This window comes from Stutzerimonas sp. KH-1 (assembly GCF_054483855.1).
Window position 1 is genome coordinate 2,429,848 of sequence record NZ_CM137011.1, and the last position, 18,990, is coordinate 2,448,837.

The following is an 18,990-nucleotide window of genomic DNA, read 5'->3' on the forward strand; positions in this document are numbered from 1 at the left end:
CGGCGAGCCAGGTCAGCCACGCAGGGCAGCGGCGAACGCCTCCAGCCAGGGCTCGGCATCGCTTTCCGGGGTGACCGTCTCGCTGGCATCGAGACGCAGCATCTCCACCACCTCCCGCACGCCCAGCTCGGCGTACAGCTCGCGAATCAATTCGCCACCGCCACAAAAGGTATCGCCGTAGCTGGCATCACCCAGCGCAATGACACCACCGGGCAGGCCGCTCCAGGCAGGAAACTGATCCCGAATGGCTGAATACAACGGAATGAAGCTGTCCGGCAGTTCACCCATGCCAGTGGTCGAGGTTACGACCAGCAAGGCATCGGGCGCGAAGTCGATGATCTGCTGCAGCTGGGCACGAGGGTCGTGCCAGGTTTCGAAGCCAGCGGCCTTGAGCTGGTGTTCGGCGTGGCGAGCGACATCTTCGGCAGTGCCGTAGACGCTCGCGGAAAGGATGGCGACTTTCATGTGCAGCTCCGAGACGAATCGAGCCGCGCATTATGCCGCATTCGCCATGCGCGAGCGGCGCTGGCACGAGCGGCATGCCCATCGCTGAAGTTGAACTAAAATGAAAAACGCCAGTCATAGCGCCGATTGCCACAATGCAGCCAGCTGCTGCACCCGCATGCAGCGACGCTGGACGGGAGAGGCATTGCCCTCCGAGGTTATCCGCATGGCGGAACAGACGATTCTCAGCAAAGACGAACTGACCTTCATCCGCAAGTTGATGCAACGCAATGGCGAGGCCAGTGGCGAACGCCCGACAGGCTTCCGGATCGACGGTGGTACGCACTCCAACGAGCTGCTCATGCAACTGGCGGCCCGCGCCAACCTGTCGTTGCAAGCCGAGTTCGAAGATTTCTGCATGTCGTTTCCCGTGCAGCTCGAGGAGGACGAACTTCACAGCCTCAATCTGCAGCTGGCGCCTCCGGTGATCTACGAACGCGGCCCGACGACGCGCGCCTGGCGTCTGCACCTGGACGAACCGCTACCTTTGCTGGAGAACGACGGTGGCAAAAGCTCGCTCAGCGTACATGAGCTTTCTCCCCACGGCCTGCTGGTGGAGTCCGGCAAACATCGTAGGCCACCCAAGCATTTTCACCTGCGCCTGGCCCTGCCGGACGACGCACCGTTGGAGATCGATGCCCATCGCGTACGCGAGCTGACCGGAGGACTGGCCGCCTACGAGGTGGAATTCCCACAGGAACGGGACGCTGAGCGCATCCGCTCGTTCCTCTATCGTCAGCACCAGCGGCTACACCCCCGCCTGCAGCCTGAGCCGCCGACCGATCTGGTGTAAGCTGCCACGCCTGTAGCGGCCGCTGGCAAAGACCAGCGGCCCATTCATGATCCGGCAGTGGACTCTCATGCATCAGGCACCGATTCTAATCACCGGAGCCAGCCAGCGAATCGGCCTGCATTGCGCCGAGCGGCTGCTGGATGACGGCTTCCCGATCATCGTCACCTATCGTCGCGAGCGCGACAGCATCACTCGTCTGCGTGCCCGCGGTGCGCTGGCGCTGCAGGCGGACTTCAGCACCGAAGCCGGCATCCAAGACTTCATCGCAGCCATCCGGCAACAGATCTCCAGCCTGCGGGCCATCATCCACAACGCCTCCGAGTGGCGCGCGGATACCCCTGGGCAGGAAGCCGAGGCGTTTCGCCAGCTGTTCCAGGTGCATATGCTCGCGCCTTACCTGATCAACCTGCACTGCGCCGAGCTGCTGCGCCATGGCGGCCCAGCGGATATCGTGCACATCGGTGATGACGTCACCCGCAAGGGCAGCAAGAAGCACATCGCCTACGCTGCGAGCAAGGCCGGCCTGGACAACCTGACGCTATCCTTCGCCGCCAGCCTGGCGCCGCAGATCAAGGTCAACGGCATTGCACCGGCGCTGATCCAGTTCAATCCGGACGACGACGAGGACTATCGCCGCAAGGCGCTGGCCAAGTCCGCACTGGGCATCGAGCCCGGCGCCGAGGTGATCTACCAGAGCCTGCGCTATCTGCTCGACAACCCCTACGTCACCGGCACCACACTGACCGTCAATGGCGGTCGCCATCTGATCTGACACGACAAGGAGACGACATGCCCAGACTGGAACCCGCGATGGCGCGCATCCGCGTCAAGGACCTGCGGCTGCGCACCTACATCGGCATCAAGGAAGAAGAAATCCTCAATCGCCAGGACGTGCTGATCAACCTGACCATGCTCTACCCTGCCGCCGAAGCGGTACGCGAGAACGATATCGAGCAGGCACTGAACTACCGCACCATCACCAAGGCGATCATCCAGCACGTCGAGGACAACCGATTCGCCCTGTTGGAGCGGCTGACTCAGGAGATCCTCGATCTGGTGATGCGTTATCCGCAGGTCCGTTACGCCGAAGTCGAGGTCGACAAACCCCACGCGCTGCGCTTCGCCGAGTCGGTATCGATCACCCTGGCAGCCCATCGGGATTGACCCTGCGCAAGGCTGGTTCGCTCAACGACGCGAGGTTATGATCCGGCCGACCTCAGCCAACGCCGAGACCCGAGAGATGAACGAGCAAGAACGCACCGAACTGGAAGCTGCCGCTTTCCGCCGCCTGGTCCAGCACCTGCGCACCCGCCCCGACGTCCAGAACATCGAACTGATGAACCTGGCTGGTTTCTGCCGCAACTGCCTGTCGAAGTGGTACAAGGCCGCCGCGGACGACCTGGAAGTCGAAGTGAGCATCGACCAGGCCCGCGAAGAGGTATACGGCATGCCTTACAGTGAATGGAAAAAACGTTATCAGAAGGAAGCGAGCGCCGAGCAGCAGGCCGCTTTCGACAAGGCACAGAAACCATGAACGACCTCAAGGACTTCCGCGCCAGCCTGCGCAATCGCAACCACGCGTTCAGTGAAACGCTCGCCTTTATCGAGGCCGCCTACGACTACCAGCCCACTCGTTTCGTCAACGGAGCCATCGAGAACGCTGCTGGCGAGAACGAAGGTTCCTGCAAGACACTTGGTCTGGCGGTACTGGAAGGTTTCAGCACCGAAGAGGCCTTGCTCGCATTCGGCGAACACTACCAGGCGGTGCTGGCCAACCCGAACGGCAGCGACCACCGCAACATTCGCGCTCTGATGGAAACCGGGTTGCCAGGCGCGCGCTTCGACAGCGTGCCGCTCAAGCGCAAGTAGACGCCGTGCGTTGCGAGCCGGTTCGCCCGACTCGACTGAAATAAAAAGGGTCATCCAAGCACTTGGGGAAGGCTTAAGGAGCGGATGACCCGAAAAGCGATGGGCGCCACCTTACCCATTACGCAGCGCTGCGGATAATTCAGTTTTCGCATCTCGCCCATAGTCATGGGCTATCCCGCCTTCCCGTCGCGACAACGCCTCACAGGAGATGCCATGCCCGTATCCGCTCTTTCCGGCCCGCAGTACCTGCGCGAAGGCCTGCGGCTGGTGCTCAGCCCGGGGCTGCGGCTGTTCGTGATCCTGCCGCTGACGGTCAACGTGCTGCTGTTCTTCGGCCTGATCTGGCTGGCCGTGGGCCAGTTCAGCGGCTGGGTCGACACCTTCATGCCGAGTCTGCCGAGCTGGTTGGCGTTTCTCGAATATCTGCTCTGGCCGCTGTTCGTTGCACTGGTGGTGCTGATGGTGTTCTTCACCTTCACCATGCTGGCCAACATCATCGCCGCGCCGTTCAACGGCTTTCTCGCTGAAAAGGTCGAGGTGGTGGTACGCGGGGAAGATGCCGCCCCGCCGTTCAGCTGGACCGAGCTGCTCGCCATGCTACCGCGCACCATCGGCCGTGAACTGCGCAAACTGGCCTACTTCGCACCGCGTGCGCTGGCCCTGCTGGTGCTCTCGTTCATCCCGGTGCTGAACCTCGCAGCCGCACCGTTATGGCTGCTGTTCGGTGTGTGGATGATGGCGGTGCAGTACATCGACTATCCGGCGGACAACAACAAGCTGAGCTGGGCGGACATGATGACCTGGCTGCGCCAGCGCCGCTGGCAGAGCCTGAGTTTTGGCGCGGTGACCTATGCGGCCTTGCTGGTGCCGGTGCTGAACCTGCTGATCATGCCCGCGGCGGTGGCGGGGGCGACGCTGTTCTGGGTGCGGGAAGGCGGGCCGAATAGACAGTTGGACCGACCCGCATAGACGTCAGGCGTCGCGCTCGGCGGTAACGGTTCCAGCGCCGCAAGGTGTGAGAGTTCGAGTCTCTCCGTCCGCACCACGTCACCATGCTGACAGCTCAGCACGAAGGCCTGGCTAGACCGGATGCTGCCGGGTAAGGGGGATCGGCAGCCAGATCACCCTGGCTGCCGCCCTCACTCACGCCAGCGTCTTCAACGCTTCCCGACTGAACGGCAGAATCTCCCCCATCCGCCCTTCACGCACCTTTACCGCCCATTCCGGATCGCAGATCAGGGCACGTCCTACAGCGACCAGATCGAACTCGGCCTTGTTCAGCCGCTCCAGCAATCCCTCGATGTTGGCCGGCTGCGCCACCTTGTCGGTCTTGACCATGAACTGCAGGAATTCGCCATCCAGGCCGACGCTACCCACGGTGATGGTCGGCTTGCCGGTCAGCTGGCGGGTCCAGCCGGCCAAGTTGAGCTCGGAGCCTTCGAACTCCGGCTCCCAGAAACGCCGCGTCGAGCAATGGAAGATGTCCACGCCGGCCGCCGACAAAGGTGCCAGGAACTCGCCGAGTTCGTCGGGCGACTGCACCAGGCGTGCCGTGTAGTCCTGCTGCTTCCACTGCGAGAAGCGGAAGATGATCGGGAAATCGGGGCCGACCGCTGCACGTACGGCCTGCACCAGCTCGATGGCGAAGCGCGAGCGGTTGGCCAGGCTGCCGCCGTACTCATCGGAACGCTGGTTGCTGCCTTCCCAGAAGAACTGGTCGATCAGATAGCCGTGAGCGCCGTGAATCTCGACGCCGTCCATGCCGATCGCCTGCGCATCGCGGGCAGCCTTGGCGAAGGCCTCGATCACATCCTGAATGTCCTGCTTGGTCATGCCATGCACGACGACCTGCCCGTCCTTCTGCTTTTCCATCGGCCCATAACCCGGCACTTCCGGCTCCGGCTCGGTGCCCTTGCGGCGCACGTTGCCTACGTGCCAGAGCTGCGGGACGATCTTGCCGCCAGCGGCATGCACCGCTTCGACCACAGCCTTCCAGCCAGCCAGAGCATCCTCACCGTAGAAGCGCGGCACATGGGGATAGCCGTTCGCCGCGGCATGACCGACTGTGGTGCCTTCGGTGATGATCAGCCCGACCCCGGAGGCGGCACGCCGGCGGTAGTACTCCACCACGTCGGCAGTGGGCACGCCGTTGGGTGAGAACGAACGGGTCATCGGCGCCATGACCACACGGGTCGGCAAACGAAGGGCGCCCAATTCGAAGGGCTCAAACAGGGCTTGTACGCTAGCGGTCATCGATACGACTCCTTTTTATTCATCTGGGCAAGGCAACCGGGCGCTCGCGCCCGGTGAATGAGGTGCGACCGGCGCCAGCAGGCGCTCGAGCTGCTGGAGGAAAACCTGCAGCGGTGCGACGCTGTTGCTCACTTTCATGCGTAGCAGCGCGCCTTCCCAGGCGTTGCTGATGAACTCGGCAACGACCTGGCTATTGCTGTCCGGCGCAAGCGCGCCCGTGCTGCGCGCCTGCTCCAGGCAGTGCGCGAGCAGCTCGACGGAGCGCGTCAGGATCTCGCTGAGCCGGGTGGCGATAGGCGGACAGAGTTCGGCCATCTCGAAGCTCAGGCTACCGATGAAGCAGTGATATTCGGGCTTTTCCTGGCGGGCGAAATGCGCAACGAGGTCGGCGTAGTAATCGAGGATGCGCTGCGCGGGCGGCAATACGGCGTTGCTCAGCGCCAGCCGATAGCGCTCCAGCCGCGGAGCATAGATGTACTCCAGCGCCTGCAGGGCGAAGTCTTCCTTGCTGGCGAAGTAATGGTAGAACGAGCCCTTGGGAATCCCCGCGGCCTGGACGATTTCCTGGACCCCGGTACCGTGGTAGCCGCGGCGGGTCATCACCTGGGCGCCCTTGGAGAGGATAAGGTCGCGCTTGTCGTTGCGTGCTGGATTGCTCATGCGCCGAGAATATGACCGGTCGTCTCGCCGGCACAGCATCATCCATGGCGCTTATTCAGCCGCAACCATGGCAGCGATGGCATAACACGCAGAGCGGGAAGAAAGATGCGCGACCGCAATCGCGGCCGCGCGATCTGGCGGGATCAGCTCAGGGCGCTTTCGATTGCCTGGATCAGGGCAGGATCGTCCGGCGTGGTGCGCGGCGAGAAGCGCGCCAGTACTCGGCCATCCTTGCCGACGAGGAACTTCTCGAAGTTCCAGCTGATGTCCCCGGGAAAATCGGCGCCCTCACCTGCCAGCAGCCGATACAGCGGATGACGCTGCGGTCCGTTGACTTCGAGCTTGCCGCTCAGGGGGAAGCTGACGCCGTAGTTCAGCGTGCAGAACGAGCGGATCTCATCGTCGCTACCTGGCTCCTGCGCAGCGAACTGATTGCACGGCACGCCCAGCACACTGAAGCCGCGCGCGGCGTACTGCTGCTGCAACCGCTCGAGGCCGGCGTATTGCGGCGTCAGGCCACACTGCGAGGCGACATTGACCACCAACGTGATCCGATCGCCGAATTGCGCCAGCGGCAATTCCTCGCCACCCAGGCCTGGCAACACCAATTGATGGAATGCGCTCATGACATTTCTCCTGACAAAAAAACGCCCCGGCACACGACCGGAGCGCTCTCTTTTTCGATCGGCACGGCAGCCATTCCTGCCGCCGTGCGTGCGGTCGCCGTTAGGGCAGCCGGATCAGTGGTGGTGACCACCCTCGCCATGGATGTGACCGTGGGCCACTTCTTCCTCGCTGGCGTCACGCACGCTGACGACCTTGACGTCGAAGTTCAGGCGCTGGCCGGCCAGTGGGTGGTTGCCGTCGACGATCACGTCGTCGCCTTCGACGTCGCGAATGGTGACGATCTGCATGCCGCCATCGGGACCCGAGGCGTGGAACTGCATACCGACTTCGAGTTCGTCGACGCCTTCGAACATGGCGCGATTCAGCGTAGCGACCAGCTCCGGGCTGTACTCGCCGTAAGCGTCCTGCGGCTCGATGGCGACCTGAATCTGGTCACCGCCCTGCTTGCCCTCAAGCGCCTTTTCCAGGCCGGGGATGATGTTGCCTGCGCCGTGCAGGTAGACCAGCGGCGCGCCGCCGGCCGAGCTGTCGATCACCTCACCGGCGTCGTTGGTGAGTGTGTAGTCGATGGAGACAGCCTTGTTAGCGGCAATCAGCATGGGGCAGAACCTTTGCTTTAGAGAATGGATGTCGAAGTTTAACCATCCACCACGCCGATTGCGAACCGGCCTTGGATGAACGGACCAATCGCCACTCGTCGCAAGCGGTCACGATGTAGTCCCATCGAACGTGGGACTACAACCTTTGGATGGCATCGCTTTCATGGCCGATGTGCAAGAATCCGTGAAAAGTATCTTTGGCACCCATTTCAATAACATTAGAGATCCAAGGAGCACCGATGTCGGCTCGTAACATCCTGGTGATTAACTGTGGCAGCTCGTCGATCAAGTTCGCCCTGGTCAACGAAGCGCAAGCGACCTTCCCACTACAAGGCCTGGCCGAATGCATCGGCAGCCCGGAGGCCGTCATCCACTTCGAGAGCGCCGCTGGCAAGGAAAGCGTCAAGGTGCCCAATGCCGATCATCAGGCTGCTCTGGCCCAGATCCTGCCGCGCGTGGAAGACGCCGCCGGTGGCCACCTGGACGGCATCGGCCACCGTGTCGTGCACGGCGGCGAGAAGTTCTTCGCCTCGTCGCTGCTCACCGATGAAACCCTCGCCGGCATCGAAGCCAACATCCAGCTGGCACCGCTGCACAACCCGGCCAACCTGAGCGGTATCCACGCCGCCATCAATCTTTTCCCCGAACTGCCACAGGTCGGCGTGTTCGACACCGCCTTCCACCAGACCATGCCCGAGCACGCCTACCGTTATGCCGTGCCGGATGTGCTCTACAAGGAGCACGGCGTACGCCGCTACGGCTTCCACGGCACCAGCCATCGCTACGTCAGCAAGCGCGCCGCGGAGCTCGCCGGCCTGCCGGTCGAGAACAGCAGCTGGCTGGTCGCTCACCTGGGCAACGGCTGCTCGACCTGCGCCGTGGTCAATGGCGAAAGCCGCGACACCAGCATGGGCCTGACCCCGCTCGAAGGCCTGGTGATGGGCACCCGCAGCGGCGACGTCGATCCGAGCCTGCACAACTTCCTGAACAAGACTCTGGGCTGGGATCTGGCCAAGATCGACAACATGCTCAACAAGGAGAGCGGCCTGAAGGGACTGTCCGGCCTGTCCAACGACATGCGCACCCTGGCCGAAGCGCGCCAGGCCGGCCATCCGGGCGCCGTGCTGGCCTTCGAGGTGTTCTGCTATCGCCTGGCCAAGTCGCTGGCCGCCATGTCCTGCGCCCTGCCGCAGCTGGACGGTCTGGTCTTCACCGGCGGCATCGGCGAGAACTCCTCGGCCGTACGCGAGCGCACCCTGGAGCACCTCAAGCTGTTCGGCTTCAAGCTCGATGCCGAAGCCAACGCCCGCTGCACTCGCGGTGTCGCCGGCGAAATCCAGGCTCAGGGCAGCCCGCGCGTCATGGTCGTGCCGACCAACGAGGAGCGCCAGATCGCCCTCGATACGCTGGCCCTGCTGGACGCCTGAGCGCAGCAGGCGAGCAGCGATAGCGAAACCCGACAGGCCATGCCGTCGGGTTTCCGCTCTTGAGCGCCGCGGCAATCCGGCAGTTTCCGCCCCCGGGCGAGTCGCCTAGCCTAGCCGCCGCCCGGCACCCGTTACCCGAGCACCCTGTCTACTAGGAGATGCCATGCACACACTCTTCCTTGCCCCTACCGGTTTCGGCGGCGGCCTCAACTCCATCAGCCTCGGCCTGATCCGCGCGCTGGAAAGCGCCGGGCTGAAGGTCGGTTTCTTCAAGCCGATCGCCCAACCCTTCCCGGTCGACCAGGGCCGCGAGCGCTCCTGCATCCTCGTCGAGCGCACGCTGAACCTGACCTCTCCCGAACCGCTGCCGCTGGAACAGGTGGAGCGCCAGCTCGCCGATGGCGAGATCGACCTGTTGCTCGAGGACGTGGTCAGCCGCTTCCAGCAAGTCGCTGTGGGCAAGGACGTGGTCATCGTCGAAGGCATGGTGCCGACCCGCGAGTCCAACTACACCCAGCGCATCAACACCCAGCTGGCCAAGAGCCTGGACGCCGAGGTCATCCTCATCGCGGCCCAGGGCAGCGACAGCCTCAAGCGTCTGGCCGAGCGCATCGAGATCCAGGCCCAGCTGTACGGCGGCGCCAAGGATCCCAAGGTGCTCGGCGTGATCCTCAACAAGGTCAAGACCGAGGAAGGCCTGCCGGCTTTCGTCGACAGCCTCAAGCAGCACCTGCCGCTGCTGGGCAGCGCCGAGTTCCAGCTGCTCGGCGCCATCCCGTTCTCCGAGGAACTCAACGCCCTGCGCACCCGTGACATCGCCGAACTGCTCGGCGCCCAGGTGCTCAACGCCGGCGAGGCCGACCAGCGCCGCGTGAACAAGATCGTGCTCTGCGCCCGCGCCGTGCCCAACACCGTGCAACTGCTGCGCTCCGGCGTGCTGGTGGTGACCCCGGGCGACCGCGACGACATCATCCTCGCCGCCAGCCTGGCCTCGCTCAATGGCGAGAAGCTCGCCGGACTGCTGCTGTGCAGCGACTTCGCGCCGGACCCGCGCATCCTCGAGCTGTGCAAGGCCGCGCTGGACGGCGGCCTGCCGGTGATGACCGTCGAGACCAACTCCTACGACACGGCGAACAACCTGTTCGGCCTGAACAAGGAAACCCCGGCGGACGACATCGAACGCGCCACCCGCGTGACCGACTTCATCGCCAAGCACCTGCACCCGGAATTTCTCCACACCCGCTGCAGCGTGCCGCGTGGTGAGCTGCGCATGTCGCCGGCGGCGTTCCGCTATCAGCTGGTCAAGCGCGCGCAGGATGCCAACAAGCGCATCGTTCTGCCGGAAGGCAACGAGCCGCGCACCATCCGCGCCGCCGCCATCTGCCAGGAGCGCGGCATTGCCCGCTGCGTGCTGCTGGCCAAGCCGGAGGAAGTCCAGCAGGTCGCCCGCGAGCAGGGCATCACCTTGCCGGCCAGCCTGGAAATCCTCGATCCGGACAGCATCGCCAACCGCTACGTCGAGCCGATGTGCGAGATGCGCAAGGCCAAGGGCCTGACGCCCGACGATGCCCGCGAGCAGCTGAAGGACACCGTGGTTCTCGGCACCATGATGCTGGCGCTGGACGAAGTGGACGGCCTGGTTTCCGGTGCCGTGCATACCACCGCCAACACCATCCGCCCGGCCCTGCAGCTGATCAAGACCGCACCGGGCTACAGCCTGGTGTCCTCGGTGTTCTTCATGCTGCTGCCGGACCAGGTACTGGTCTACGGCGACTGCGCGGTGAATCCGAACCCGAGCGCTACCGAGCTGGCCGAGATCGCCCTGCAGAGCGCCGAATCCGCCGTGGCGCTGGGCGTCAACCCGCGTGTGGCGATGATCAGCTACTCCACCGGCAGCTCCGGCAGCGGTGCGGAAGTCGAGAAGGTCGCCGAAGCCACCCGCATCGCCCAGGAGCGCGCACCGGAGCTGCCGATCGACGGCCCGCTGCAGTACGACGCCGCCTCCGTGCTCAGCGTCGGCCGGCAGAAGGCACCGAACAGCAAGGTGGCCGGCCAGGCCACGGTGTTCATCTTCCCCGACCTGAACACCGGCAACACCACCTACAAGGCCGTTCAGCGCAACGCCAACTGCCTCAGCGTCGGCCCGATGCTGCAGGGCCTGGCCAAGCCGGTGAATGACCTGTCGCGCGGCGCCCTGGTGGACGACATCGTCTTCACCATCGCCCTGACCGCACTGCAGGCCGCCAACCAGAAGGCCTGATCGGCCTCGACGATCGCTGTCGCCGCGCCCTGGGGCCGGCGGCAGCAATCGCTTTTCGCTCTCGATAGTTGCAGTTCAGCGCATAATCGCTACTCTTGGCGCCTCGAATCAGCCGTATCGATGAGAATTCCATGCTGAATTTCCTCCCCGCGCCACTGCGAGGCGCCCTCGCCGCGCTGTTGCTGGCGCTCAATACCCTGTTCTGGTGCTGGCCGCTGTTCGCCCTGTCACTGCTCAAGTTGGCGCTTCCCATTCCAGCGGTACAACGCACACTGCGCTTCGGCATGCACTGGATCGCCGAGTCCTGGATCGCGATGAACAGCTTCTGGATGGACCTGGTCCGTCCAATCCGCTGGGACGTGCAGGGGCTGGATCAGGTCGATATGCATCACTCCTACCTGGTGACCAGCAATCACCAGAGCTGGGCGGACATCCTGGTGCTGCAGTACCAGCTCAACCGGCGCATGCCGTTCCTCAAGTTCTTCCTCAAGCAGGAGCTGATCTGGGTGCCAGTGATCGGCCTGTGCTGGTGGGCGCTGGAGTTTCCGTTCATGAAGCGCTTCAGCAAGGAATACCTGGCCAAGCACCCGGAAAAGCGCGGCGAGGACCTGGCCACCACGCGGCGGGCCTGCGAGCGCTACCGGACCAACCCGGTGTCGGTGTTCAACTTTCTCGAAGGCACGCGCTTTACCGATGACAAACACGGCGAGCAGGCGTCCCCTTACCGCCACCTGCTCAAGCCCCGGGCCGGCGGCATCGCCTTCGTCATCGACGCCATGGGCGAGCAACTGACGGCTCTGATCAACGTCACCATCCACTACCCGCACGGTCGACCGAGCTTCTGGGATCTGCTCGCCGGCAACATTCCCGAGGTGGTCCTGCGGCTCAAGGCGCAGCCGATCCCTGGCGAGTTCCTGCGCAGAAACTATGATCAGGACGAGGCCTATCGACTGAGCTTCCAGCAGTGGGTCAACGAACTATGGAGCGAAAAGGACGCCGAGCTGGCGCAACTGCACGAGCAGTTTGCGCCGCGCCGCTGAGGCAGCTCTAGCGGCTCGGCGGCTGCCAGACGGGCTGCGCCGCAAAGGCGCGCGCCTGCTCAGCGGTAACCGCAGGGGACACGAGGAAGCCCTGCATGACATCGCAGCCGTTTTCCACCAGCCAATCGCGCTGAGCGAGCGTTTCCACGCCCTCCGCCACCACTTCCAGCCCCAGGTTGCGACCCAGGTCGATGATAGTGCTGACGACCGCCGCATCGCGCGGCGAGTCCAGCATATTGGCGATGAACAGCCGATCGATCTTCAGCGTGTCCAGTTCGAAATGCCGCAGATAGGCCAGTGACGAATAACCGGTACCGAAATCGTCGATTGCCACGCGCACCCCGAGCTTGCGCAGCTGCCGCAGCTTTTCGCAGCTTTGCTCGAGATCCTGCATCAACGTGCCTTCGGTGACTTCCAGCTCCAGCTGAGCCGGGTTCAGCTGGTATTCATCAAGCAGCCGTCGCAGTGAATCGAACAGCCCGGCCCGGCTGAACTGCACCGGACTGACGTTCAGGCTGAGGATCAGGTCGGTGCCGAGGGCTGGCAGCCAGCGCACGTACTCGTTCATCCCTTCGCGCAGCACCCAGTCGCCTACCCGCTCGATCAGCCGGGTTTCTTCCAGCAATGGGATGAACACGCCGGGCTGGTTCTCGCCGGCCTCGCCCTGCGGCCAGCGCAACAGGCCTTCGAAACCGCGCAGGGCTCCGCTGTCGAGCATCACCTGCGGCTGGTAGAGCAGCTCGAAATCGTTGCGGTCGGTGGCGCTGCGCAGGTTCTCCTCCATCATCAGCCGCGCATGCGCCCGCTCGTTCATATCGCTGGAGAAAAAGCGATACTGCCGCCGACCGGCGCGTTTGGCCTCGTACATCGCCATATCGGCCGAGCGCAGCAATTGGTCGACACTGACTCCGCAGTCGGGAAAGTGCGCGATGCCGATGCTGGCGCCCAGGGTTACCTCGGTGCCATCGATCTTGTGCCGCACCGAGATCAGTTCGATGAGTTTTTCCGCGACCCGCGCGGCGTCCTCCGGCTGGTCTAGGGAATCGAGCAGCGCGGTGAACTCGTCGCCCCCCATGCGCGCGATGATGTCGTACGGGCGCATGCAGGTTTCCAGCAGGCGCGCCACCTTGCAGAGGATTTCATCACCGGCGTCGTGGCCGAGCGAATCGTTGATGCGCTTGAAGCCGTCCAGATCGATGTAGAGGATTGCCATGCGCTTGCCGTTGCGATCGACCCGCGCCAGCGACGATTCCAGCGCCTGATGGAACCCGCGGCGATTGAGCAGTCCGGTGAGCGAGTCGGTGACCGCCTGGGTTTCCAGCTGCGTGTGCAGGTTGCGCACCACTGACATATCCAGGGCGATCACCACCATCGAGCGCTGCTGGCGCGGCAGCGGCGAGCTCGATAGCGCCACCGGCAGCGGCGTTCCGTTGGCGGTATGCAGCTGCGCTTCGTGCAGGCGGAAGGTCGAGCCACTGCGCCAGTAACGATAGAAGTCCGACTCGTGCCAGTCCGCGGGCATATCCGGTGCGGCCAGGTGTGACAGCAAGGGTGTGCCCTGCAGGTCTTCGACGCGGGTGTGCAGCATGCCGGCGATCGCCGGGTTGGCAAAGCTGATGATGCCGTCCTCGGCAACCACCAGAATGCCTTCGGCGGCGTTGCTCAGCACCGACGCGTTGAACGCGCGGGCACTGTCGAGTTGCTGGGTGAGCAACTGCAGATCGCGCCGGTTGTGCTCGTGGGCCAACAGCGTGTTGATCTTGTGCTTGAGCACCTGCGGGTCAAACGGTTTGAGGATGAAATCCACCGCGCCGGTGGCATAGCCGCGCAACACCGAATCACGGGTATGCGCGATGGCCGAGACGAAGATGATCGGCGTATAGCGGGTATGCGGACTGCCGCGCATCAAGCGGGCAACCTCGAAGCCATCCATGCCAGGCATCTGCACATCCAGCAGGACCAGCTCCACGTCGAGTTCCAACAAGGCCTTGAGCGCCGCCTCGCCGGAGTTGACCGTATGCACCTGCCAGTCACCGTCGCCCAGCAGCGCCTCCATCGCCACCAGATTGGCCTCGCGATCATCCACCACCAGCAGCGTACGGCTGCGCGGTCTGGCCTTGAGCTGCGCCTGACTCATCGCCAACCTCCGGGCCGACACTGCAGGACCGTCAGCGGTGAACACCCGCCGACGGGAGCATGCACCACGTATACCGATGACTGCGCCACCAGCTTGAAATCACGTTGTTCAGCCTGTCCCACTCGCTACTCCTTCTCCGCATCGGTCGCGCCCTGCTCCAGGCCCAGCCTCCGCCGCACCAATTCCAGCAACGCCGTATCCTCGACCGGTTTGGCCAGCACATCATCCACACCCGCCAGAAGAACAGAGTCCTTCGTCCGCGCCGCCTCGGGGCCGGTCAGCGCCACGATCGGCACTTGGCAATCGAGCTCATGCTTGAGTCGTCGAGCCACTTCCGGACCTTCCACCCCCGGCTGATCCATGTCCAGCAGTACCAGATCGAAGGCATCCTCCTGGAAACGCGCAATGGCCTCTTTGGCGCTGGTTGCCGGGACTACCTGCAGCCCCAGCGCGTCGAGCTGGGCCGTCAGCGAATAGATCAGACGCACGTCTTCATCCATCAACAGCACCCTTCGCCCAGGCGCCGCCAACTGCAGCGCAACCACCGGGCTCGGTGCTGCAGAATCGGATTGTGGGCGCAGCACCTGACCCATGCTCTCGAGCGCTTCGGTCTTGGACAACGCGGTCGCCGAATACCGATGCAGCCGCTTGAGGTCGGCGTCAGAAAGCGGCTCGCGACTGTTCAGCAGCACGGTCACGCCACGCAACGAGCGCACCTGGTCGAGCGCGTCCAGCAAATCCAGACCATTGCCGTCGGCCAGTTCGTTGTCGACCACCAGCACCGGGAAGACCTGCTCGGCATAGGCCAACCTTGCCCCGCCGGCAGTAACGGCGAGCGTGACGCGGTAGCCGAGCCGCTCGAAGTAGTTGCGAATCAGCTCGCGGCGCTGCGAATCGGCCTCCACCAGCAACAGCCGTAACGGGTTGTGCTCATGCCGCGCCAGCTCGGAGAAGATGCGTTCGAGTTCAGCCTGCGCGACCGGCTTAACCAGGTAGCGAGTCCCATCGTCACGCCAGTCGTTGGGCTGCGGCACACAGGAAATGATCAGCACCGGCAACCCCTGGTGTCGCTCGTCGTTGCGTAGCTCGCGATGGACCTGCCAACCGCTCATGTCCGGCAGCAGGATATCCAGAATCACTGCGGCGAAATGCTCTCGCTGCAGAGCCTCCAGGCCCTGCTGCCCGGTATTGCAGATCAGACTGGTGAAACCATGACTCTGCCCCACCTCGGCCACGACGGATGCGAAGTCGGCGTCGTCCTCGATGATCAAAAGCCCCGGACCACGTCCACGACGCTGCGGCTGGCGCGGTAGCTCGGCCTGCGCCGGTGCAGCCGACGCACCAATCGGCAAGCGCACGGTGAAGATGGCTCCGTGGCCCAGTTCGCTCTGCACGCTGACTTCGCCGCCCAGCACCTCCACCAGCTGGCGGGTGATCGCCAAGCCCAGGCCAGTGCCGCCGTAGTGGCGGCTGATCGAGCCATCGATCTGCTGGAACGCCTGGAAAATGCGCTCCTGCTGATCCGCGGCGATGCCGATGCCGGTGTCGAGGACCTCGATCTGCAGTTGCCGATCGGCCTCATGAGCGACACTCGGGCAGCTCACCCGCAGCTCTACCTCGCCCTGCTCGGTGAACTTGAGCGCATTGGTCAGCAGGTTGTGCAACACCTGCCGCAGCCGCGCCCGGTCGGAGCTCAGGCTGGACGGCACGTCGGGATCGACGCTGACCTTGAACAGCAGGCCGTTCTGCTCGGCCATCGGCCGCAGTGCCGACTCCAGTTCACTCAGCAGCTCGCGCAGATTGAACGGCTCCAGCTTGAGCTGCATGCGTCCAGACTCGATCTTGGCCAGATCCAGCACATCGTTGATCAGCTGCAGCAGTTCATGACCGGCACGGTGAATGATGTCGGCATGGCGCACCTGTTTGTCGTTGAGATTGCCCGAGCCGTTCTGCCGCAGCTGGTCGCTGAGAATGAGGATGCTGTTGAGCGGGGTACGCAGCTCATGGGACATATTGGCGAGGAACTCGGACTTGTAGCGATTGGCCACTGCCAGCTGGTCCGCCTGCTCGCGTAGCCGGCGCTCGGCGGCCTTGCGATGGCTGATGTCGATGATCACCGCCTGCACCAGCTGCTCGTCGCCGCTGCGCAGCGGTGACAAACCGATCTCCACCGGCAACGCACTGCCATCGCGATGGCGTCCGAACAGCTCGCGATTGCCGCCCATGCGCCGCGGCTCCGGATGCTCGGCGTAACCCTGGCGCAAGCCTCGATGGGCTTCGCGAAGGACTTCCGGCAGCAGCAGCTCGACCGGTTGCCCGAGCAGCTCCTGGCGGGTGTAGCCGAACAACAGCTCCGTCTGGCGATTGACCATGACGATTTCGCCGTGCTCATCGACCAGCACGAACGCGTTGGGCGATGCCTCTACAACGTTACGAAAACGTTCTTCATCACGCTTGCGCGCCTGCAGGTCGAGCAGGTTGAGTACGTAGTACAGGGTCTCGTCGTGACTGAAGCTGGTCAGGCTGACCGCCAACGGGATCGGCCGACCATCGTCGCGCTGACCCTGCAACTCGAGCTGACTCGTTTCGCGCAACTGTCGCAGGATCTGCTCGCCGAGCACGCCCGGCACGTAGCGACTCACCCGTTCGCCGGCCAACAGTTCGGCCGTGCTGCCGAGCAGCAGCCCGGCACTCTGATTGGCCAGCTCGATGCGCCCACTGGCATTGCACAGCAGCGTCGCGACGGGAAGCTGCTCGATGAGCTGGCGAAAGCGCGCTTCCCGTTCCTGCAGCTGCAGACTGAGCGCCTGGCTGCTGCGCAACGCACGTTCGCGCAGATACAAGTAACCGCCGACCAGCAACGAGAACAGAGCCGCCGCGGTGAGGGCCGCCGCCAGGCTGAAGGCCCGGTTGTTGTCGCGCAATACCGCCTCGTACTCCGGCGTGCTGGCGACCTGCAATTGCCAGCTGCGGCCATACATGTAGATGTTGCGCACCCGCTGGAAGGCCGCATCGTTGCTGACCGGGGCTCGGCCAGCCAGCAACGGCTCGTCCGGATTAGCGGCGTCGAACAGTTGCAGCTGCAGCATTCGGCTGCGCGAACCGAGGATGCCTTCCATCAGATCGGTGAGGCGAAACGCACCGTGCAAGGTCCCAACGAAGGCTCGCTGGCGCTCCTCTTCCGTAGTTACCGGAGCGGCCGCAGCGTAGAGCGGAAGGAACAGCAGGACGCCGACCTGGATGTTCTGCTCGGTTTCCTGCTTCAAGCGCAACGGTCCGGTAAGCACCGGGTTACCACTGTTGCGCGTATTGATGATGGCTTCCCTACGGGTGGCCTCGCTGAACAGATCGAAGCCCAGCACCCGTCGGTTTCGCCAGTCGGTGGGATGGATGTAGTCGACGACCACGTACTCGGCTCGCTCACCGGTCGGGTACATGCGGAAGCGTTCACGCCCGCTGGCGCGAATCTGCTCGATCATGTCGTTGATGGTTTCCGGCGTGGCATGCCGGGCCAGCGCCACCGCCTGAATGCCGGGATAGAAGTCCTGCAACTGCAGCTGATCGGCAGCCCGCGCCCAGTCGTCCACCGTCACCAGATCGCTGCCCGCGACGACGCCGGCCAGGCCGCGCAGCACCATCTCGTAAGCGCGCATGCGCTCGCGCAGCGTGTGCTCGATGTCATCGACCGCGAAAGTGAAGCGCTGCTCCTGCTCGACCTTGCTGCGTTGCTCCTGGACATGCCACTGCCAGCCAATCCATCCACCCAGCCCCGCCATCAGGGTCAGAGCGACCAGTAATGGCAGCCAGGACCTGCGGGAATGGAGAGCGGGACGATCATCCATTCGACCTCCTCTGTGCCACTACTGGCGCGCTATCGAATGTCAGATTCGCATAGCGCAGAGAGGTTCCATGGTTGCGAGCACGAACGGATTGATGGCGTCTGAATAACGACGGCATCGGCACCATTGCGATGCCGATGCCTATGAGGCGTTCCGTAAGCAGGCCCTGCAAACTCCGGCTGACGGGGACTCAACCAACCGGCCGCCGGGACGGCGATTACAGCGGACGGAGATTGATCTCGACGCGGCGATTCTGCGCGCGACCAGCAGCAGTGTCGTTGCTCGCGATCGGCTGGCTCGGGCCGGCGCCGTAGGACGAAATGCGCGCAGGGGCGACGCCATTGGCGATCAGGTAGGACGCGACGCTCTGCGCGCGGCGGTTGGACAGGTCCTGGTTCAGCTGCAGCGAGCCGGTGCTGTCGGTATGGCCGACGATATCGACACCGTTCTTGTTGAACTCCTTGAAGACCTGCACCAGGGAGTTCAGGGTGGGGTAGAAGCTGCTGGAAATGTCCGCGGAGTTGCTGGCAAAGGTGATATTGCCCGGCATGATGAGGGTCAGGTTGTCGCCGTTGCGCTGCACCTGAACACCGGTGCCCTGCAGCGTCTGGCGCAGCTTGGCTTCCTGGGTATCGACGTAGTAACCGTAGCCACCGCCCGCCGCACCACCCACCGCGGCGCCGATCAGCGCGCCCTTGGTACGGTCCTTCTTGCTCGAAGTCGCCGCGCCGATGACCGCACCGCTGACCGCACCGATGCCGCCGTAGATGCCTGCCTTACCTGCCTGCTGCTCGCCGGTATAGGGATTGGTGGTGCAACCAGCCAGCAGGACGACACCCGCTGCGAGAGCGGTGATGTTCAGCTTTTTCATAGGTACTTCCTTCTCTCGACAGTTACCAGGGCGATCCCGTGCTCTTGCGAGCCCAGCCCTGAGTGCGGCGCTAGATTAACACCGACCATGACCAGCGATTGGAACCGTGCA

At 63.9% G+C, this 18,990-nt stretch carries 17 protein-coding genes; 9 read left to right on the forward strand and 8 right to left on the reverse strand.

What is annotated here, in order from left to right; translation table 11 throughout:
• Positions 1-12: 12 nt before the first annotated feature.
• On the reverse strand, positions 13-465 hold the full coding sequence (locus tag ACX1DW_RS11735; protein ID WP_102840636.1) for a flavodoxin: 453 nt from the start codon (positions 463-465) through the stop codon (positions 13-15).
• A 205-nt stretch (positions 466-670) separates the two neighbouring features.
• Here ACX1DW_RS11735 and ACX1DW_RS11740 point away from each other — a divergent pair, with 205 nt between their 5' ends.
• The 6 genes from ACX1DW_RS11740 (at position 671) to cysZ (ending at position 4,135) form a co-directional block, all read left to right on the forward strand.
• Positions 671-1,297, forward strand: coding sequence for a hypothetical protein (locus ACX1DW_RS11740; protein WP_063544601.1), 627 nt, complete (start codon positions 671-673; stop codon positions 1,295-1,297).
• Positions 1,298-1,364: 67 nt separating this feature from the next.
• Complete coding sequence (gene folM / locus ACX1DW_RS11745) at positions 1,365-2,069, forward strand: dihydromonapterin reductase (protein ID WP_458991615.1); 705 nt, start codon at positions 1,365-1,367, stop codon at positions 2,067-2,069.
• Positions 2,070-2,086: 17 nt separating this feature from the next.
• Complete coding sequence (folX, locus tag ACX1DW_RS11750; RefSeq protein WP_003285881.1) at positions 2,087-2,461, forward strand: dihydroneopterin triphosphate 2'-epimerase; 375 nt, start codon at positions 2,087-2,089, stop codon at positions 2,459-2,461.
• 76 nt (positions 2,462-2,537) lie between these two features.
• Complete coding sequence (locus ACX1DW_RS11755) at positions 2,538-2,831, forward strand: DUF1244 domain-containing protein (protein ID WP_063544771.1); 294 nt, start codon at positions 2,538-2,540, stop codon at positions 2,829-2,831.
• Entirely contained in the window at positions 2,828-3,166 is a 339-nt protein-coding gene (locus tag ACX1DW_RS11760) for a HopJ type III effector protein (RefSeq protein WP_458991616.1), read from the forward strand. Before ACX1DW_RS11755 ends, ACX1DW_RS11760 begins: the two co-directional genes overlap by 4 nt.
• Positions 3,167-3,379: 213 nt before the next feature.
• Entirely contained in the window at positions 3,380-4,135 is a 756-nt protein-coding gene (cysZ, locus tag ACX1DW_RS11765; protein WP_063544595.1) for a sulfate transporter CysZ, read from the forward strand.
• 174 nt (positions 4,136-4,309) lie between these two features.
• On the opposite strand, the gene ACX1DW_RS11770 is transcribed toward cysZ, so the two are convergent.
• The 4 genes from ACX1DW_RS11770 to ACX1DW_RS11785 form a co-directional block, all read right to left on the reverse strand.
• Positions 4,310-5,419, reverse strand: coding sequence for an NADH:flavin oxidoreductase (locus ACX1DW_RS11770; protein ID WP_458991617.1), 1,110 nt, complete (start codon positions 5,417-5,419; stop codon positions 4,310-4,312).
• Between the two features lie 15 nt (positions 5,420-5,434).
• Positions 5,435-6,079: a TetR/AcrR family transcriptional regulator gene (locus tag ACX1DW_RS11775; protein WP_270052576.1), complete on the reverse strand. Its 645-nt coding sequence runs from the start codon at positions 6,077-6,079 to the stop codon at positions 5,435-5,437.
• 143 nt (positions 6,080-6,222) lie between these two features.
• Positions 6,223-6,705 carry a glutathione peroxidase gene (locus ACX1DW_RS11780; protein ID WP_063544589.1) on the reverse strand — a complete coding sequence of 161 codons (483 nt, stop codon included), beginning with the start codon at positions 6,703-6,705 and terminating at the stop codon, positions 6,223-6,225.
• Positions 6,706-6,819: 114 nt separating this feature from the next.
• The gene (locus ACX1DW_RS11785) at positions 6,820-7,305 is read right to left on the reverse strand and encodes an FKBP-type peptidyl-prolyl cis-trans isomerase (protein WP_063544587.1); all 486 of its coding nucleotides are present in this window, start codon (positions 7,303-7,305) and stop codon (positions 6,820-6,822) included.
• 239 nt (positions 7,306-7,544) lie between these two features.
• Between ACX1DW_RS11785 and ACX1DW_RS11790 the strand changes: the two genes are divergently transcribed.
• The 3 genes from ACX1DW_RS11790 (at position 7,545) to ACX1DW_RS11800 (ending at position 12,032) form a co-directional block, all read left to right on the forward strand.
• Complete coding sequence (locus ACX1DW_RS11790; RefSeq protein WP_458991618.1) at positions 7,545-8,732, forward strand: acetate kinase; 1,188 nt, start codon at positions 7,545-7,547, stop codon at positions 8,730-8,732.
• A gap of 163 nt (positions 8,733-8,895) precedes the next feature.
• Positions 8,896-10,992 carry a phosphate acetyltransferase gene (gene pta / locus ACX1DW_RS11795; RefSeq protein WP_458991619.1) on the forward strand — a complete coding sequence of 699 codons (2,097 nt, stop codon included), beginning with the start codon at positions 8,896-8,898 and terminating at the stop codon, positions 10,990-10,992.
• Positions 10,993-11,123: 131 nt separating this feature from the next.
• Complete coding sequence (locus ACX1DW_RS11800) at positions 11,124-12,032, forward strand: acyltransferase (RefSeq protein ID WP_458991620.1); 909 nt, start codon at positions 11,124-11,126, stop codon at positions 12,030-12,032.
• A 7-nt stretch (positions 12,033-12,039) separates the two neighbouring features.
• On the opposite strand, the gene ACX1DW_RS11805 is transcribed toward ACX1DW_RS11800, so the two are convergent.
• The 3 genes from ACX1DW_RS11805 to ACX1DW_RS11815 form a co-directional block, all read right to left on the reverse strand.
• Positions 12,040-14,169 (reverse strand): two-component system response regulator, encoded by a 2,130-nt coding sequence (locus tag ACX1DW_RS11805; RefSeq protein ID WP_063544579.1) that lies wholly within the window; start codon positions 14,167-14,169, stop codon positions 12,040-12,042.
• Between the two features lie 125 nt (positions 14,170-14,294).
• On the reverse strand, positions 14,295-18,011 hold the full coding sequence (locus ACX1DW_RS11810; protein WP_458991621.1) for a CHASE domain-containing protein: 3,717 nt from the start codon (positions 18,009-18,011) through the stop codon (positions 14,295-14,297).
• A gap of 214 nt (positions 18,012-18,225) precedes the next feature.
• Positions 18,226-18,879 carry an OmpA family protein gene (locus tag ACX1DW_RS11815; RefSeq protein WP_063544575.1) on the reverse strand — a complete coding sequence of 218 codons (654 nt, stop codon included), beginning with the start codon at positions 18,877-18,879 and terminating at the stop codon, positions 18,226-18,228.
• Positions 18,880-18,990 lie beyond the last annotated feature (111 nt).